This window comes from Desulfolutivibrio sp. (assembly GCF_036584575.1).
Classification (GTDB): Bacteria; Desulfobacterota; Desulfovibrionia; order Desulfovibrionales; family Desulfovibrionaceae; genus Desulfolutivibrio.
In genome coordinates this window covers 34,752-48,448 of record NZ_JAZHDB010000194.1, presented here as the reverse complement: position 1 = coordinate 48,448, position 13,697 = coordinate 34,752, and the positions used below count along the sequence as shown (strand labels likewise).

General features: G+C 62.2%; 15 protein-coding genes. 13 read left to right on the top strand and 2 right to left on the bottom strand.

What is annotated here, in order from left to right; genetic code table 11:
* The first annotated feature begins 271 nt into the window (after nucleotides 1-271).
* Genes V3572_RS13980 through V3572_RS13965 form a run of 4 tightly spaced genes read left to right on the top strand, consistent with a single transcriptional unit; the run spans nucleotide 272 to nucleotide 2,826 of the window.
* Entirely contained in the window at nucleotides 272-499 is a 228-nt protein-coding gene (locus tag V3572_RS13980; RefSeq protein ID WP_332111629.1) for a HypC/HybG/HupF family hydrogenase formation chaperone, read from the top strand.
* Nucleotides 486-1,577: a hydrogenase formation protein HypD gene (hypD, locus tag V3572_RS13975; RefSeq protein WP_332111628.1), complete on the top strand. Its 1,092-nt coding sequence runs from the start codon at nucleotides 486-488 to the stop codon at nucleotides 1,575-1,577. The genes V3572_RS13980 and hypD overlap by 14 nt, the downstream gene beginning before the upstream one ends.
* 12 nt (nucleotides 1,578-1,589) lie before the next feature.
* A complete protein-coding gene (gene hypE, locus V3572_RS13970) occupies nucleotides 1,590-2,594 on the top strand; it encodes a hydrogenase expression/formation protein HypE (protein WP_332111627.1) in 1,005 nt (334 codons plus the stop codon).
* Between the two features lie 19 nt (nucleotides 2,595-2,613).
* Nucleotides 2,614-2,826 carry a hypothetical protein gene (locus V3572_RS13965; protein ID WP_332111626.1) on the top strand — a complete coding sequence of 71 codons (213 nt, stop codon included), beginning with the start codon at nucleotides 2,614-2,616 and terminating at the stop codon, nucleotides 2,824-2,826.
* 51 nt (nucleotides 2,827-2,877) lie between these two features.
* Here V3572_RS13965 and V3572_RS13960 read toward each other — a convergent pair whose 3' ends face one another.
* Nucleotides 2,878-3,393 (bottom strand): DinB family protein, encoded by a 516-nt coding sequence (locus V3572_RS13960; RefSeq protein ID WP_332111625.1) that lies wholly within the window; start codon nucleotides 3,391-3,393, stop codon nucleotides 2,878-2,880.
* Nucleotides 3,394-3,517: 124 nt separating this feature from the next.
* On the opposite strand from V3572_RS13960, the gene V3572_RS13955 reads away from it, so the two are divergent.
* Complete coding sequence (locus V3572_RS13955) at nucleotides 3,518-3,967, top strand: VOC family protein (RefSeq protein WP_332111624.1); 450 nt, start codon at nucleotides 3,518-3,520, stop codon at nucleotides 3,965-3,967.
* A gap of 211 nt (nucleotides 3,968-4,178) precedes the next feature.
* On the opposite strand, the gene V3572_RS13950 is transcribed toward V3572_RS13955, so the two are convergent.
* Complete coding sequence (locus tag V3572_RS13950; protein WP_332111623.1) at nucleotides 4,179-5,126, bottom strand: hypothetical protein; 948 nt, start codon at nucleotides 5,124-5,126, stop codon at nucleotides 4,179-4,181.
* Between the two features lie 500 nt (nucleotides 5,127-5,626).
* On the opposite strand from V3572_RS13950, the gene V3572_RS13945 reads away from it, so the two are divergent.
* From V3572_RS13945 to V3572_RS13910, 8 genes are all read left to right on the top strand, one after another.
* Entirely contained in the window at nucleotides 5,627-6,151 is a 525-nt protein-coding gene (locus V3572_RS13945; protein WP_332111622.1) for an inorganic diphosphatase, read from the top strand.
* A gap of 499 nt (nucleotides 6,152-6,650) precedes the next feature.
* Nucleotides 6,651-7,100, top strand: coding sequence for a VOC family protein (locus tag V3572_RS13940; RefSeq protein WP_332111621.1), 450 nt, complete (start codon nucleotides 6,651-6,653; stop codon nucleotides 7,098-7,100).
* Between the two features lie 368 nt (nucleotides 7,101-7,468).
* Nucleotides 7,469-7,780, top strand: coding sequence for a type II toxin-antitoxin system TacA family antitoxin (locus V3572_RS13935; RefSeq protein WP_332111620.1), 312 nt, complete (start codon nucleotides 7,469-7,471; stop codon nucleotides 7,778-7,780).
* Nucleotides 7,767-8,303 carry a GNAT family N-acetyltransferase gene (locus V3572_RS13930; RefSeq protein ID WP_332111619.1) on the top strand — a complete coding sequence of 179 codons (537 nt, stop codon included), beginning with the start codon at nucleotides 7,767-7,769 and terminating at the stop codon, nucleotides 8,301-8,303. The genes V3572_RS13935 and V3572_RS13930 overlap by 14 nt, the downstream gene beginning before the upstream one ends.
* A gap of 547 nt (nucleotides 8,304-8,850) precedes the next feature.
* On the top strand, nucleotides 8,851-12,375 hold the full coding sequence (gene dnaE, locus V3572_RS13925; protein ID WP_332111618.1) for a DNA polymerase III subunit alpha: 3,525 nt from the start codon (nucleotides 8,851-8,853) through the stop codon (nucleotides 12,373-12,375).
* A complete protein-coding gene (queD, locus tag V3572_RS13920) occupies nucleotides 12,372-12,791 on the top strand; it encodes a 6-carboxytetrahydropterin synthase QueD (RefSeq protein WP_332111617.1) in 420 nt (139 codons plus the stop codon). The genes dnaE and queD overlap by 4 nt, the downstream gene beginning before the upstream one ends.
* A gap of 150 nt (nucleotides 12,792-12,941) precedes the next feature.
* Nucleotides 12,942-13,358 (top strand): ATP-binding protein, encoded by a 417-nt coding sequence (locus tag V3572_RS13915; RefSeq protein WP_332111616.1) that lies wholly within the window; start codon nucleotides 12,942-12,944, stop codon nucleotides 13,356-13,358.
* Nucleotides 13,346-13,687: an STAS domain-containing protein gene (locus V3572_RS13910; RefSeq protein ID WP_332111615.1), complete on the top strand. Its 342-nt coding sequence runs from the start codon at nucleotides 13,346-13,348 to the stop codon at nucleotides 13,685-13,687. The genes V3572_RS13915 and V3572_RS13910 overlap by 13 nt, the downstream gene beginning before the upstream one ends.
* Nucleotides 13,688-13,697 lie beyond the last annotated feature (10 nt).

Sequence of the window (13,697 nt, the reverse complement as noted above, 5' to 3'; positions counted from 1 at the left end):
CCCCGGCCTGGTAGTCCCCGCCCCCCTTTCGCCCCGGCCTGCGGGGACGTGCTCCCGCCCCTGTCCGCCCCGCCTACCCGCTTCGCGGAAGTCCCGGCCTGCGGGGACGTGCTCGAAGTCGGCCTGCGCCGCGTCCGTTCGTGCGCCAAAAACCGCCAACCCGGCCGTATCCCCGCTTTTTTCCCCGGAGAGGCTTTACGCCACGGCCCGCCGGGTTTATCTTTACCCATTGCCCTCGCATCACTGAACCGCCACCCTGGAGGAAACCGCCGTGTGTCTTGCCGTTCCCATGGAAATCATCGCCATTGCCGATAACGTCGCCGACGTGGAAATAGGCGGCGTCAAGCGCCAGGTCCGCCTGGACATCATCGACGAGGCCCCGGCCATCGGCGACTACGTCATCGTCCACGCCGGATTCGCCCTGCGCCGCCTGGACCGCGCCGACGCCCTGGAGACCATCAAGCTCTTTCAGGAAGGGCTCAACCTTGAACTCCTTTGACGCCTTCAAGGATCCGGCCCTGTGTCGCAGCCTTTTGGCGCGGCTCACGCAGGAGGCCCAAACCCCCGTGCGCTTCATGGAGGTCTGCGGCACCCACACCGTGGCCATCTTCCAAAGCGGCCTGCGCTCGCTTCTGCCGGAGACCATCACCCACCTGACCGGCCCGGGCTGTCCCGTGTGCGTCACCCACGAGTCCGAAGTCGCCGCCTTCCTCGAACTGGCCGCCCGCGACGACGTCATCGTGGCCACCTTCGGCGACCTCATGCGCGTACCCGGCCCGAAAGGCGCAAACCTCAAGACCGCCTCGGCCGAAGGGGCCAGGGTGGAGGTCGTCTATTCGCCCTTCGACGCCCTGGCCCTGGCCAAGGCCAACCCGGATCGCAAAGTCGTCTTTTTGGGCATCGGCTTCGAGACCACCGCGCCCACCGTGGCCGCCACCATCCGGCTGGCCCGGGAGCAGGCCCTCGACAATTTCCTGGTCATGAGCTTCCACAAGCTCGTGCCCCCGGCCCTGCGGGCGCTTTTGGCCGACCCCGAGGCCAGGGTGGACGCCTTCATCCTGCCCGGACACGTTTCGGCCGTCATCGGCGTCGACCCCTACGCCTTCCTGGCCACGGAATATCGCGTGCCCTCGGTCATCACCGGGTTCGAGCCCCTGGACATCCTCCAGGCGCTTCTGCACATCGTGCATATGCGCCGGGACAACGCCCCGGCCGTCATCAACCAGTATTCCCGGGTGGTGCCCGAACACGGCAACCAAAAGGCCCTGGCGGTTATGGCCGAGGTCTTCACCCCCGTGGACGCCCTGTGGCGCGGCCTTGGCGTTTTGCCCCAAAGCGGGCTGGCCATCGCCGAGCCCTATGCCGCCTTCGACGCCTTCAAGGTGCTGGGCATCACCCTCAAGGACCATCCTCCTCTGCCTGGGTGCCGCTGCGGCGAGGTGCTCAAGGGCAAGATGGCGCCCAACGAGTGTCCGCTGTTCGCCAAGGCCTGCACCCCGGCCACGCCCGTGGGGCCGTGCATGGTGTCCACCGAAGGCGGCTGCGCGGCGTATTACAAGTATCGGTTGGACGCGTAGGAGACGCACACTATGTCAGGACGACTTCTTTTGGATCACGGCAGCGGCGGCAAGGCGTCGCAACGTCTGGTGTCCGAGATGTTCATGCGGCATTTCGACAACGAGATTTTACGCGTCATGGACGACGCGGCGTATTTGGACATATCCGGGCCGCTGGCGGTGAGCACGGACTCGTTTACCGTGGACCCGATCTTTTTCCCGGGCGGCGATATCGGGGCGTTGGCTGTACACGGAACAGTGAACGATGTGTCCATGCTCGGGGCCACGCCGCTTTTTCTGACCTGCGGATTTATTCTGGAAGAGGGGCTGGATCTGGGGGACTTGGAACGCATCGTGGTCTCCATGGGCCATGCCGCGCGTGAGGCCGGGGTGCGCATCGTGGCCGGGGATACCAAGGTCGTGCCGCGCGGTGCGGCGGATAAAATATTCATCAACACCACGGGCATTGGCACGGTTCGGGTGAACCCTGCCCCGAGCGGCCATCGGGCCGTGCCGGGAGACGCGATACTTTTGACCGGCAGCATGGGCGACCATGGCTTGGCGATCCTGTCCACGCGGCAGGGATTGTCCTTTGAGTCGCCGGTGGTCAGCGACTGCGCCTCGCTGAATTTTTTGGTGGGCAAGGTGCTGGACGCCGTGCCGGACGTGCATGTGCTTCGCGACCCGACGCGCGGCGGACTGGCCACGACGCTCAATGAGATTGCCGGGCAGTCGGGCGTGGGGTGCTTTATCGAGGAGTCGCGCATTCCGGTGGACCCGGCCGTGGCCGGGGGCTGCGCCGTCTTGGGGCTTGACCCGCTGTATCTGGCCAACGAAGGCAAATTCATCTGCATCGTACCCGAGGCCGACGCCGAGGCGGCCCTGGCGGTGATGCGGGCCGACCCGCTTGGGCGCGGGGCCTGCCGCATCGGCGAGGTGCGGGCCGACTATCCGGGCAAGGTGGTGATGACCACGCCCCTCGGCGGGCAACGGCTTTTGGGGATGCTCGAAGGGGAGCAGCTGCCGAGGATTTGCTAATCGTTCACGCGTAAGGGCTATGAAAAACGACAGGCACATTGTCAGCTATACGGCGGAGGAGCTTCGCGCCAAGCGTGCTGAAAGCCGCACCGACCTGCGCCGACTGGACGCGACCACGGACGCCGATGTGGAGCGGCTGGTGGCGTCCGACGCCGACGAGACCGCCCTGGTCCCGGACTGGACCAGGGCGAGGCTGGTCGTACCCGCATCGAAAGAATCCGTCCGGCCGTAATCTCCACGCCGACCCTCCGGGCCTTTTTACGGCGGCCCGGCCGCGCCACGATCATCCTTCCGCTTTCTTCGTCTCCGACAGCTCCCGCTGGTAGAACACCAGATCGATATCCCGGGGCCGGACGCCGCATTCGGAAACAAGCGCGTGCATCTGGCCCCGGTGGTGCGTCTGGTGGTTGAAGAAATGCGCCGCCATGGCCGCCAGGGGCAGGGCCATGGGGCGGCCGTCCATGGCGTGGTAGTGCAAAAGGCCCGTCAGCCGGGCCGGGTCCAACTCCTGGGCGAAGGCCACGATGCGGGCGTCCTCGGCCCGGCGCGCGGCCAGCAGGTCCGCAAACCCGGGATAGGGGATGGTGTCGATGGCTGTGGGGCTGTCTCCTGATCCGGTAAAACGAAAGAGCCACGCCCTGTCGGCCAAAAGCACATGGTTGGCGATGCCCGCCAGGGAGCCGAAATTCACGGGCCGGGGCGCGGCCCAGTCTTCGGGCGACAGTTCGGAAAGATGTTCGAAGAGCAGGGCGTTGGCCCAGGCGTTGTACCCGGCCAGGGTGACGAAAAGGTTCTTCATGTCGCGCCTCCTGATATTGTGAAAGAGACTGGATGGCGGGGCCGTGACACGTCGTTTTGCGCAACGGGCGTATTGACGCCTCTCCCCTTGGGGTGCATTTTCCCCCAAACACAAGGAGTTCGTCATGCCTACCCAATTCGCCCACACCAACATTGTCGCCAAAGACTGGAAAACCCTGGCTAGGTTCTATGAAATTGCACTGGGCTGTACGCCTATGCAACCCGAACTCGTCCTTTCCGGAGAATGGCTTGACGAACTGGTCGGCCTGTCCGGATGCAGCCTGCACGGCATCAATCTGCGCGTGCCCGGCCACGGCGACACCGGTCCGATGCTTGAAATCCTGACCTACGAGGAGATGCCCGAAGGCCCGGTCATGCATGCCAACACCCCGGGGATGGCCCATCTGGCCTTTTCCGTGGACGATGTGGAGGCGGCGGTCAAGGCCTTTGTGGCCAACGGCGGCAGCCTTGTGGGCAAATCCATCGTGAAAGAGGTTCCCGGCGTGGGGCGGTTGTCGGCAGCCTACGCCCGTGATCCCGAGGGCAACATCGTGGAGCTGATGCGCTGGGACTAGCGGGTCGCCCGGTGAGCCGGGTGAGGATTTCCACTCGGAAACGTTCAATGATTTTGCAGGCGTGAGGCCGCGCGGCGCGGATCATGCGGCAGTGAGGCGCGGGCGCATGTCGCGGGATATCCCGGCGGCGTGCGCCCGGTCTTCGTGTTATGCGGGCGCTCGATGTGCCTGAGGGATGTGTCAGGCGCCGCTTGCCGCAAACCCATGCGGCCTATCCCACAAGTGACGCCAGACAAAGCGACAGGAATATCCATGGCAATCGGATGCCAAGGCCGGCAAAGGTCAGGTATGTCCCCAGCCGGGTTCCGAAGACGGCGACGTTTGCGGAAAAGAAATACGAAAAGGTGGAAAACACCACGTTTCCCAGGGCGGCCAGCATGAGAATCCTGGGAATCTGGACCAGGGTGACCAGGGAATCGTCCAGACAGGTGATGGCCGTGGCGTAGCCCACCATGATGTTCGGCAGGGCGGACATGGCGACCAGGGCGCCTTCCGAGGGCACGTCGAACCAGGCCAGAAAAACGTCCGCCCTGTCCATGGCCGACTGCACGGCCGGGACGGCGAGCAGCAACTCCACGGCCAGGAGGCATGGCGCGAAGATGATGGCGATGCGGCAGAACTGGGCCGCCGCGTCACGCAGGACCATGCCCCAGCCGGGCCAGCCGTCTGGGCATGACTCGTCCTGGACATGGGGCTGGCTGTCCGGGAGGGACGCGAACCGCGTCAAAACGACGCCGCAGCAAAAGGTGAGCAGGCTGGCCAGGAGAAAAAGCGCCAGGACCGTTGTCGCCATTTTGAACCCAAGCACGGGATACAGGATGGGCGCTGTGAAAAAGATGTGGAAATACAGGCTGGAGGGGAAAAACCCGATCAAATAGATGCCAAGAATGTTCCGCCTGTGCACGACGCCTTTGCGGGATAAGGACGACAAATAGGCGTTTGCCGAATGCTGGTCCAAAAAGCACAGGGGAAGATAGATCGTGGCGGGGCCGTGGAGGCCGGAAAGGCGGGCCATGGGCGAAAAGACCGCCCGGCAGCGTGGGCCGAATTTGCTGCGGGCCATGAGGCTTCCGGCCAGACAGCCGACAAACATGAACGGCAGGATCATCAGGCACAGACGTGTACCCTGTCCCAGCTCCCGGATGATGATGTCAATCATGGTCGCCGTGCGTGCCGTGCTTGGAGATGGCGGGGCGAGGGCATGCGCTGGGTCACGGCCGCAATGCGCGGCAGCCATTGCGTCGCGCACCAGGACATGCCGCCTGCGCCGGAGCGAACGGCGAGGGCCTGGGCGCGGGGGAGACTGTCCGAAGCGAGGGCGGCGTCACGGACATATCTTTATTCCTTCGGGCCTGACGGGATGTTCTCTGTCGCCGGGCCGGGCGAGGCGGGCGACGCCATGGGGGAAAGGGCTTTCATGACGGTCATATAGCAGATGGGGCTGGCCGTGTCATCACGGCGGGTTTGCGACGGCGAAGGGCGGCGCGTTCCGTGAAACGGTCCCCGGCTGGGTGTCCGTGCCGGGCGTCGCGCGAACCGGAGGCGCGAATAATAATTGGTATTGATTCTGAAGTTCAAAATCATTAGAGTGGGGACATCACGGGCGCAATGGTCGTATCAGCATGAAAATCAACACGTTAACGATCTGAAGGAGTGACCATGGACTACAACGCCATTTTGACCCCGTATGCCAAGGACAAGATCATCAATGTCGTGATCGAGATTCCCATGGGGTCGTCCCACAAGGTCGAATACGATCGGCATAAAAAGATCATGGTGCTGGACAGGGTTGAACCGGCGATCTTCGCCAAGCCCGTGAACTATGGGTTCATTCCAGCGACCCTGGACGACGACGGGGACGAGTTGGACGTGCTTTTCATCACCGACGAGCCCATGCCCGTCGGCGTGGCGGCGAAGGCCAAGGTTCTCGGCGTGCTGGAATTCGAGGACGACAACGAAATGGACCACAAGGTCATCTGCGTTCCGGCCGATGACCGCAATACCGGAAACCGCATCGCCTCGCTGGCCGACCTGGGCGAGCAGTGGAAAAAGAAGATCGAGCACCATTTTGCGCACTACAAGGATCTCAAAAAGCCGGGCACGACCAAGGTCCAGGGCTTTGGCGACGAGGAGAAGGCGCATAAGGTGATCGAGGAATGCATCGAACGCTGGAAGAAGCAATAAGGGCGTCTGCGGTTCGTCGCCGGAAAACGGTTTTTACGACAAAGGCGTCTCCCTGGCCGGACGATCCGTTCGTTCCGGCCCGGGGAGGCGCCTTTGGCGTGGGGTGACCGGGCCGCTAGGGGAGTAGACCGAGCGTGGTCCGGACGTGGTCCGGGCTGCTCGGATCGTTGGCCGTTCATGGGCGGGCGTGGTCCGGGCTGCTTGGAACAGTAACCGTTCATGGGCCGGGCGTGGTCCGGGCGTGACCCGGGTGTGGTTCGGACTGGTCCGCTCATCCCGGTTGCGGTTAGGCCGGGACGTCGTTTCTTCGTCCCGGCGACGAATTTTTGGGCCTGGGCGGGCGAAGTCCCGATGGAGCGGGGTTCGGGCCGCCGGGAATGGTCCCCGAAGGGCAGAGTGGGGCAAGGGCATGCCGCCGCTTGGCGGCCCGTGCCGCCTCTCCCCTTGACGGCCGCCCTTCGCCCGGCGCATCCTGCCGCCGCAACACAAGGAGCGTCCCATGCCCGTCCGCTACGCCCACACCAACATCATCGCCCGTAACTGGCGGTCCCTGGCCGCCTTCTACGAAACGGTCCTGGGCTGCACGCCCGTACCGCCCGAACGCGACCTGTCCGGGGCGTGGCTGGACGCCCTGACCGGGCTTTCCGGCAGCCGCCTGCGCGGCATGCATCTGCGCTTGCCCGGGCACGGCGAGTCCGGCCCGACGCTGGAAATCTTCTCCTACGATGATATGCCCGCCGGTCCGGTCATGGCCCCCAACACCCCGGGGCTGGCGCATCTGGCCTTTGCCGTGGACGACGTGGGGGCCGTGGCCCAGGCTTTTTTGTCCCACGGCGGCAGCCTCGTCGGCGAGGCCATCGCGCGCGACATCCCGGGCGTGGGGCGGCTTTCTTGCGTCTACGCCCGCGACCCCGAGGGCAACATGGTGGAGCTTTTGCGCTGGGACTAGTGCGCCGCACGAGGTCTCAGGGTAGGAAAGCCCCCTTGACCATTCGAGAGTTTTTCAAGTGGGAGACTGCGCGGTGTGGATCGCGCTACGGTGATGCGCGGGCGTATGTCGTAGGAATATCCTGGCGGGGGAAAGGTCATGGGGGGCGCGGTGCGGGTGTTCCCATGGGCGGGCGCGGCAAGCTGGCCGGGTACAGGCGGCGCGGATCGGTGGGTGGGGATTTCTCGAGCCGGAGAGCCACGGCCCGTCCCCGGGGAGGGCCAAAAGGAAACCAAAGAAAAACCCGAACCACTCTTGACTTGTACGGCGGATGCCGTACAGATTGATTCCAGGGCATGAGACTAAACACTTTGCCAGGAGGAATTACCATGCTGGCATTTCAAGCGCATGATGTGGACGAGGGGAAGAAAAGGGTGCGCATGGAACAGCGCCTTTCTTCCGAAGCAAAAGAAATCATTGAAAAAGCAGCCAGACTCCAGGGGATTCCTTTATCTGAGTTTGTTGTAGCAAACTCTGTAATGGCTGCAAGAGAAACGATTTCTAAATTGCAAACAACGATTTTACGGCCAGAAGACGCGGAAGCTTTTATGCTTGCGCTTGAAGATACAACGCCGTGCCAAGAATTGGTGGATTTGTTTACTCTTCATAACGAAGTGACGGCGTCACATGGCCATAAATAAAGAATTTTTAGCAAAAATTGTTATCGAGCCGCTCGATTCTAAACATAAACGAGCGGCTTTTTCATGTGGTGAAACCCGCATTGATAACTATATCAGGCATTCTGCGGCCAACCATGCTAAAAATGATTTTGTCAAAGTGTACGTGGCTTCAAAAACAGACTCAGATATTGTAATCGGATACTATGTACTTGGGCCACATGCTATAGACGCAACTAGTCTTCCTCCCGAATTCATAAAAAAGCTACCAAAATGGCCATTAATATCGGCTATATATCTTTCCATGATAGCAGTAGACAACTCTTGCCAAGGAAAAGGACTAGGTTCGTTTCTTATTGCTGATGCGTTCGAACGATGTATTCAAGCCGCAGATATAATCGGAGGATATTTTATCGTCCTTGACGCAATAAATGAAAAAGCCGCTAGGCTATATCGAAGATGCGGCTTTATTGAACTGTCTTCGCCGCCTCTTCGTATGATTGTAAGCGCAAAGAAAGTTAGAGGAATGATAGCTGCGGCCAAGTGAAGCCTATTGAGACAAAAAGAAAAAGGCCCTCTGAATTGAGTTCAGGGGGCCATTTCTTTGCTATCGTCCTAAATTAAGGATGACAAATTATTAGCTTGGCGTTAATTATTTGCAAACATCAGAAAAAATGGAGAAAGTCATGATGCGGAGCACTTTTTTAGCTGTTTTATTAGGATAGTCTTCGGACAAAGTTCGGGGTAAACGACATCTAAATAAAGGAGAGGCCCCGAAGGCAGTTGCCACCGAACGCTCAATCCTGCTGCGGCCGCCGCAGCCGGAACCATTGCCCGTATTTCTTCGGGGCTTGCCCTTGCCGCCAGAAACGCAAGAAAAACTCGACCCGGATGATGACCGCCGTGCCTTAGAGCGTCACCGCCCCCCCCCGAACCAACCTTCACCGTCTTTCCGGCAGTCGCACTCCCGCCAGCACGCCCCGCCGTCCCCGGCCCGTTCCCTTCCCGGATGAAATGGGCTATGTTTTCCAGGTACCGGTCACGGCGCGCGCGCCGTTTTCAAAAAAACCTTTCCCATCAGGTTGTTCCCCCATATGGCCGATTTCGTCCATCTGCATTGCCACACGGAATACAGCCTCCTCGACGGGGCCATCCGCATCGGCGACCTGGTCAGGACGGCCAAGGAGTTCGGCTGTCCGGCCGCGGCCATCACCGACCACGGCAACATGCACGGCGGTCTGGTCTTCTACGAGGCCGCCAAAAAGGCCGACCTCAAGCCGATTGTGGGCTGCGAGGTCTACGTGGCCAAGGAGCGCATGGGCAAAAAAGACGCCCGCTCCGCCCGCGACGCCGGATGGCACCTGATCCTTCTGGCCCAAAACGATGTCGGCTTCCGCAACCTCCTTAAGCTCGTGACCATGGGCTATTTCGAGGGCTTCCACTACAAGCCTCGGGTGGACAAGGCCGTTTTGGCCGCCCATTCCGAGGGGCTTATCGCGCTTTCGGCCTGCCTCAAGGGCGAGATCAACCAGGCCTTCCTTCGCGAGGGCATGGACGCGGCCCGGGAGCAGGCCAGGCAGTATGCGGCGCTTTTTCCGGATCGCTTTTATCTTGAGCTTCAGGCCAACGATCTGCCCGAGCAGGCCAAAGTCAACGACATGCTCATCGAGTTGGCGCATGAGACCAGGCTGCCGCTGGTGGCCACCAACGACTGCCACTATCTGCGCGCCTCGGACGCCGAGGCCCATGATATTTTATTGTGCATCCAGACGGCGGCCTGCGTGGACGACGAAAAGCGCATGCGCTTCACCACCAAGGAGCTTTATTATCGCTCCCCGGACGAGATGGCCGCCGCGTTCGCCCATGTGCCCGAGGCCATCGCCAACACCTGCGTCATCGCCGAGCGCGTCAATTTATCCCTCGACCTCAAGTCCCTGCATTTCCCGACCTACACCCCGCCCGAGGGCAAGGATCTGGACGAGACCATGGCCGCCATGGCCCGCGAGGGCCTGACGCGGCGGCTGGCCAAGATGCCGGGGGTGGAGGAAAAGAAATATTGGGAGCGCCTGGAGCTTGAGCTCGACGTCATAAGGCGCATGGGCTTTCCCGGCTATTTCCTCATCGTGCAGGACTTCATCAACTGGGCCAAGGCCCAGAACATCCCGGTGGGGCCGGGGCGCGGCTCGGCGGCCGGGTCGCTGGTGGCCTATGCGCTGCGCATCACCAACCTGGACCCGCTGCCGTACGATCTCCTGTTTGAGCGCTTCCTGAACATTGAGCGCGTCAGCATGCCGGATATCGACGTGGACTTTTGCGAACGCCGCCGGGTGGAGGTCATCCGCTACGTCACCGAGAAGTACGGCCGTGACTCCGTGGCCCAGATCACCACGTTCGGCACCATGAAGGCCAAGGCCGTGGTGCGCGACGTGGGCCGGGCGTTGGGCATGACCTTTGGCGAGACGGACCGCATCGCCAAGCTCATCCCGGAAGACCTGAAAATGACCATCGACAAGGCCCTGGCCCAGGAGCCCAAGCTGCGCGAGATGGCCGCCGCCGACCCGCGCATCGCCAGGCTCATCGACGTCTCGCGACGTCTGGAGGGGCTGTGCCGCCACGCCTCGACCCATGCCGCCGGGGTGGTCATTTCCGACAAGCCCATGAACGAATACGTCCCGCTCTACAAAGGGAAAAACGACGAAATCGTGACCCAGTGGGACATGAAGCGGGTGGAGAAGGTGGGCCTGGTCAAGTTCGACTTTCTGGGCCTTAAGACCATGACCGTCATCCATGACGCCCTGGAGAACATCCGGCGAAGCGGCGGGGAGCCGCCGGACCTGGACACCCTGCCCCTGACCGATCCGGACACCTACGAGCTCTTCTCCCGGGGCGACACGGACGGCATCTTCCAGGTGGAAAGCGAGGGCATGCGCAAGTATCTGCGGATGCTTCGGCCCACCTGCTTCGAGGACATCATCGCCATGCTGGCCCTGTACCGGCCGGGCCCCCTGGGGTCGGGCATGGTGGAGCAGTTCATCCGCCGCAAGCACGGCGAAGAGCCCGTGGAATATCCCCATCCGCTTCTGGCCGAGACCCTTGGCCCCACCTACGGGGTCATCGTCTACCAGGAACAGGTGATGAAGATCGCCCAGGTCCTGGCCAGCTTCAGCCTGGGCGACGGCGACCTGCTGCGCCGGGCCATGGGCAAGAAAAACGCGGACGAGATGGCCAAGCAGCGCAGCCGCTTCGTGGACGGGGCCAAACAAAACGGCATCCCCGAGAAAAAGGCCACCGAGATCTTCGATCTCATGGAGAAGTTCGCGGAATACGGCTTCAACAAGTCCCACAGCGCGGCCTATGCGCTCATCTCCTACCATACGGCCTACCTGAAGGCCCACTTCCCCGTGGCCTACATGGCTGCGCTGATGACCTCGGACATCGACAACCAGGACAAAATCCTCAAATACATCGCCGATTGCCGGGAGCGGGAGAGCGAGGTGCTGCCCCCGGACGTCAACGCCGGTCAGGCGGATTTTTCGGTCAAGGACGGCAAGATCCTCTACGGCCTGTCCGGGATCAAAAACGTGGGCCGCGAGGCCATCTTCGAGATCGTGGCCGAGCGCGACAAAAACGGCCCCTATACCTCGCTTCTGGATCTGGCCAGCCGGGTCAACCTGCGCAAGGTGACCAAACGGGTGCTGGAATACATGATCAAAAGCGGGGCCTGCGACGGCTTTGGCTGCACCCGGTCCGGGCTTTTCGCGGGGCTGGACCAGGCCGTGGCCATCGGCCAGAAGCGGGCCGCCGACCGGGCCACCAACCAGCTCTCGCTTATGGCGCTTATGCCGACCAAGCCCGCGCCCACCACCGGGCTTGGCGTCGACTGCCCCGAGGCCACCCTGTCGGAATGGGGCCACGAACAGAAGATGGCCTTTGAGAAGGAGGCCCTGGGGTTCTATCTCACGGGGCATCCGCTGCTGGCGTACATCCGCGACATCCGGGCCATGCGCCTGCCGTCGCTTGTGCAGTGCGCCGACCTGTCGCCGGGAACCGAGGTCAAGGTGGCGGCCATGGTGGTGTCGCTGAAGGAAATCGTGACCAAAAAGGGCGGCAAGATGGCCTTTGGGCTGGTGAAGGACTTAACCGGCGAGGCCGAGATCACCTTTTTCCCCGAGGTCTTCGAGAAGTCCCGGGATCTCTTGTCCGTGGACGCCCCCCTCTGCATCACCGGAAAGATCAGCACCTACGAGGGCGGCGGGGGCGACGACGGCAAAAAACTGGTCAAAATCGAGGCGGCGGCCGTGGAGCATCTGTCCAAGACCGCCAACGACAGCGCCGATCCGGTGCATGTGCGGCTTGACGCCTGCGGCGGGGGCGAGCTTTCCCTTTCCGGGTTGGCCCCCATCCTGGCCAAATATCCCGGCAACTGCCGGGTGCATCTGGTCATCGTCTACCCCAGGGCCGAATGCCGCCTGCGCTTCGGCGACGCTTTTTGCGTGCGCCGCTGCCCGGATCTGCGCCAGGAGCTCGACGAGTTCGAGGCCTCCTGCCGGGACGCGGCCGTGGCCGCGGCCGGGAAACATGTCGCCGCCACGGATCTGGCCGGAGGAAATACCCGATGAGTGCCGCACCGTTTGCATCCGATGGCCGGGGCCTCTACCAGCTCACGGTGAGCATGGATTTCGCGGCGGCCCACTGTCTGCGCCACTACGGTGGCCCCTGCGAGAATCTGCACGGCCACAATTTCGCCGTGGAGGCCGTGGTTTCGGGCAAAAAGCTCGAACCCAAGGTGGACATCCTCATGGATTTCAAGGAACTCAAGAACCGGCTGGGCGCGGTGGTGGCCGAACTCGACCATCGCCACTTAAATGAGCTGCCCGTTTTCCAAAAACGCAACCCGTCCTCGGAGCTTCTGGCCCGCTATATCTTCGAAGGGCTGCGGGAGAGGCTGGCCGACGTCCCCCAGGTGACGCTTATAAGCGTCTCGGTGTCCGAAAAGGCCTCGAGTAAGGCCACCTATATGGAGCCCGCAGGCTGATGCGTATTGTGATGCAGCGGGGAAAGAAGCGCCGCCGGGGCCTGCCTGTTGACGGCGCGGGATTTTTGGCGAAATGATCCGATACATGGAAGCTACGCACGGGCCTTGCCCGCATCCCGGTTCAAACGCGTCCGCTGTCGGGGGACGCCCATGATCCGCCGCACCTTTGCGGCCCACTCCGCACCCGAGCAAAGCCGTGGGCTGGCCAGGGAGGTGGTGGGTTTTCTCGGGCAGTATCTTGCCGACCAGAACATCCTGCACGACCTGGACATCATGCTCACCGAGGCCTGCGCCAACGTGGCCCGCCATGCCTATCGCGGCGGGGAAGGGCGGCTGGAGGTGCGGCTGGCGGTTTCTCCCGGAGAGAGCGTGGACCTGGAGATCGTGGACTGGGGGTACGGGTTCGAGGGCCCTGTGCGGTTCGTGAATCCCGCGCCCGAGGCCGAGGGCGGCCGGGGACTGTTCATCATCTCCCGGCTTTCCGATGCCGTGGCGGTTCGCTCCGAGGGGCAGGAAAACATCGTGGCCATTCATAAGAAAATAGGGAAAACTTCGTGGAAAAGCTGACGGTTTCGCGTGGAAAAAACGCCTTGTATTTCAAATACGACGGCGAAGTCACCCTGGACGTGACCCCGGAGCTCAAACGCCACCTGGAGGCGGAGCTGGCCGACAACGAGGTGGCGGCGGTGGTTTTGGATCTGTCCGGGGTGGGCTTTATGGACAGTTCCGGCATCGGCTTTCTGGTGTCCGTGAACACCCGCATGCGCAGCATCGGGAAGGCCTGCTACCTGTGCCGGTTAAGCCCGAAAGTCCGAAAGACCCTGGGGCTTGTGCAACTGTTGTCGTATTTTCAGGTGGTTGAAAACGAAGAGGACGTGGCGGCGCTTTTGTCCTGAAAACGCCTGT

What these genes read in the sequence shown, in the direction of transcription:
- dnaE (WP_332111618.1), top strand. Translation starts at nt 8,851, where the DNA reads ATGGCCGATTTCGTCCATCTGCATTGCCACACGGAATACAGCCTCCTC.
- V3572_RS13935 (WP_332111620.1), top strand. Translation starts at nt 7,469, where the DNA reads ATGCTGGCATTTCAAGCGCATGATGTGGACGAGGGGAAGAAAAGGGTG.
- V3572_RS13915 (WP_332111616.1), top strand. Translation starts at nt 12,942, where the DNA reads ATGATCCGCCGCACCTTTGCGGCCCACTCCGCACCCGAGCAAAGCCGT.
- V3572_RS13940 (WP_332111621.1), top strand. Translation starts at nt 6,651, where the DNA reads ATGCCCGTCCGCTACGCCCACACCAACATCATCGCCCGTAACTGGCGG.
- V3572_RS13930 (WP_332111619.1), top strand. Translation starts at nt 7,767, where the DNA reads ATGGCCATAAATAAAGAATTTTTAGCAAAAATTGTTATCGAGCCGCTC.
- V3572_RS13950 (WP_332111623.1), bottom strand. Translation starts at nt 5,126, where the DNA reads ATGATTGACATCATCATCCGGGAGCTGGGACAGGGTACACGTCTGTGC.
- queD (WP_332111617.1), top strand. Translation starts at nt 12,372, where the DNA reads ATGAGTGCCGCACCGTTTGCATCCGATGGCCGGGGCCTCTACCAGCTC.
- hypE (WP_332111627.1), top strand. Translation starts at nt 1,590, where the DNA reads ATGTCAGGACGACTTCTTTTGGATCACGGCAGCGGCGGCAAGGCGTCG.
- V3572_RS13955 (WP_332111624.1), top strand. Translation starts at nt 3,518, where the DNA reads ATGCCTACCCAATTCGCCCACACCAACATTGTCGCCAAAGACTGGAAA.
- V3572_RS13945 (WP_332111622.1), top strand. Translation starts at nt 5,627, where the DNA reads ATGGACTACAACGCCATTTTGACCCCGTATGCCAAGGACAAGATCATC.
- V3572_RS13965 (WP_332111626.1), top strand. Translation starts at nt 2,614, where the DNA reads ATGAAAAACGACAGGCACATTGTCAGCTATACGGCGGAGGAGCTTCGC.
- V3572_RS13960 (WP_332111625.1), bottom strand. Translation starts at nt 3,393, where the DNA reads ATGAAGAACCTTTTCGTCACCCTGGCCGGGTACAACGCCTGGGCCAAC.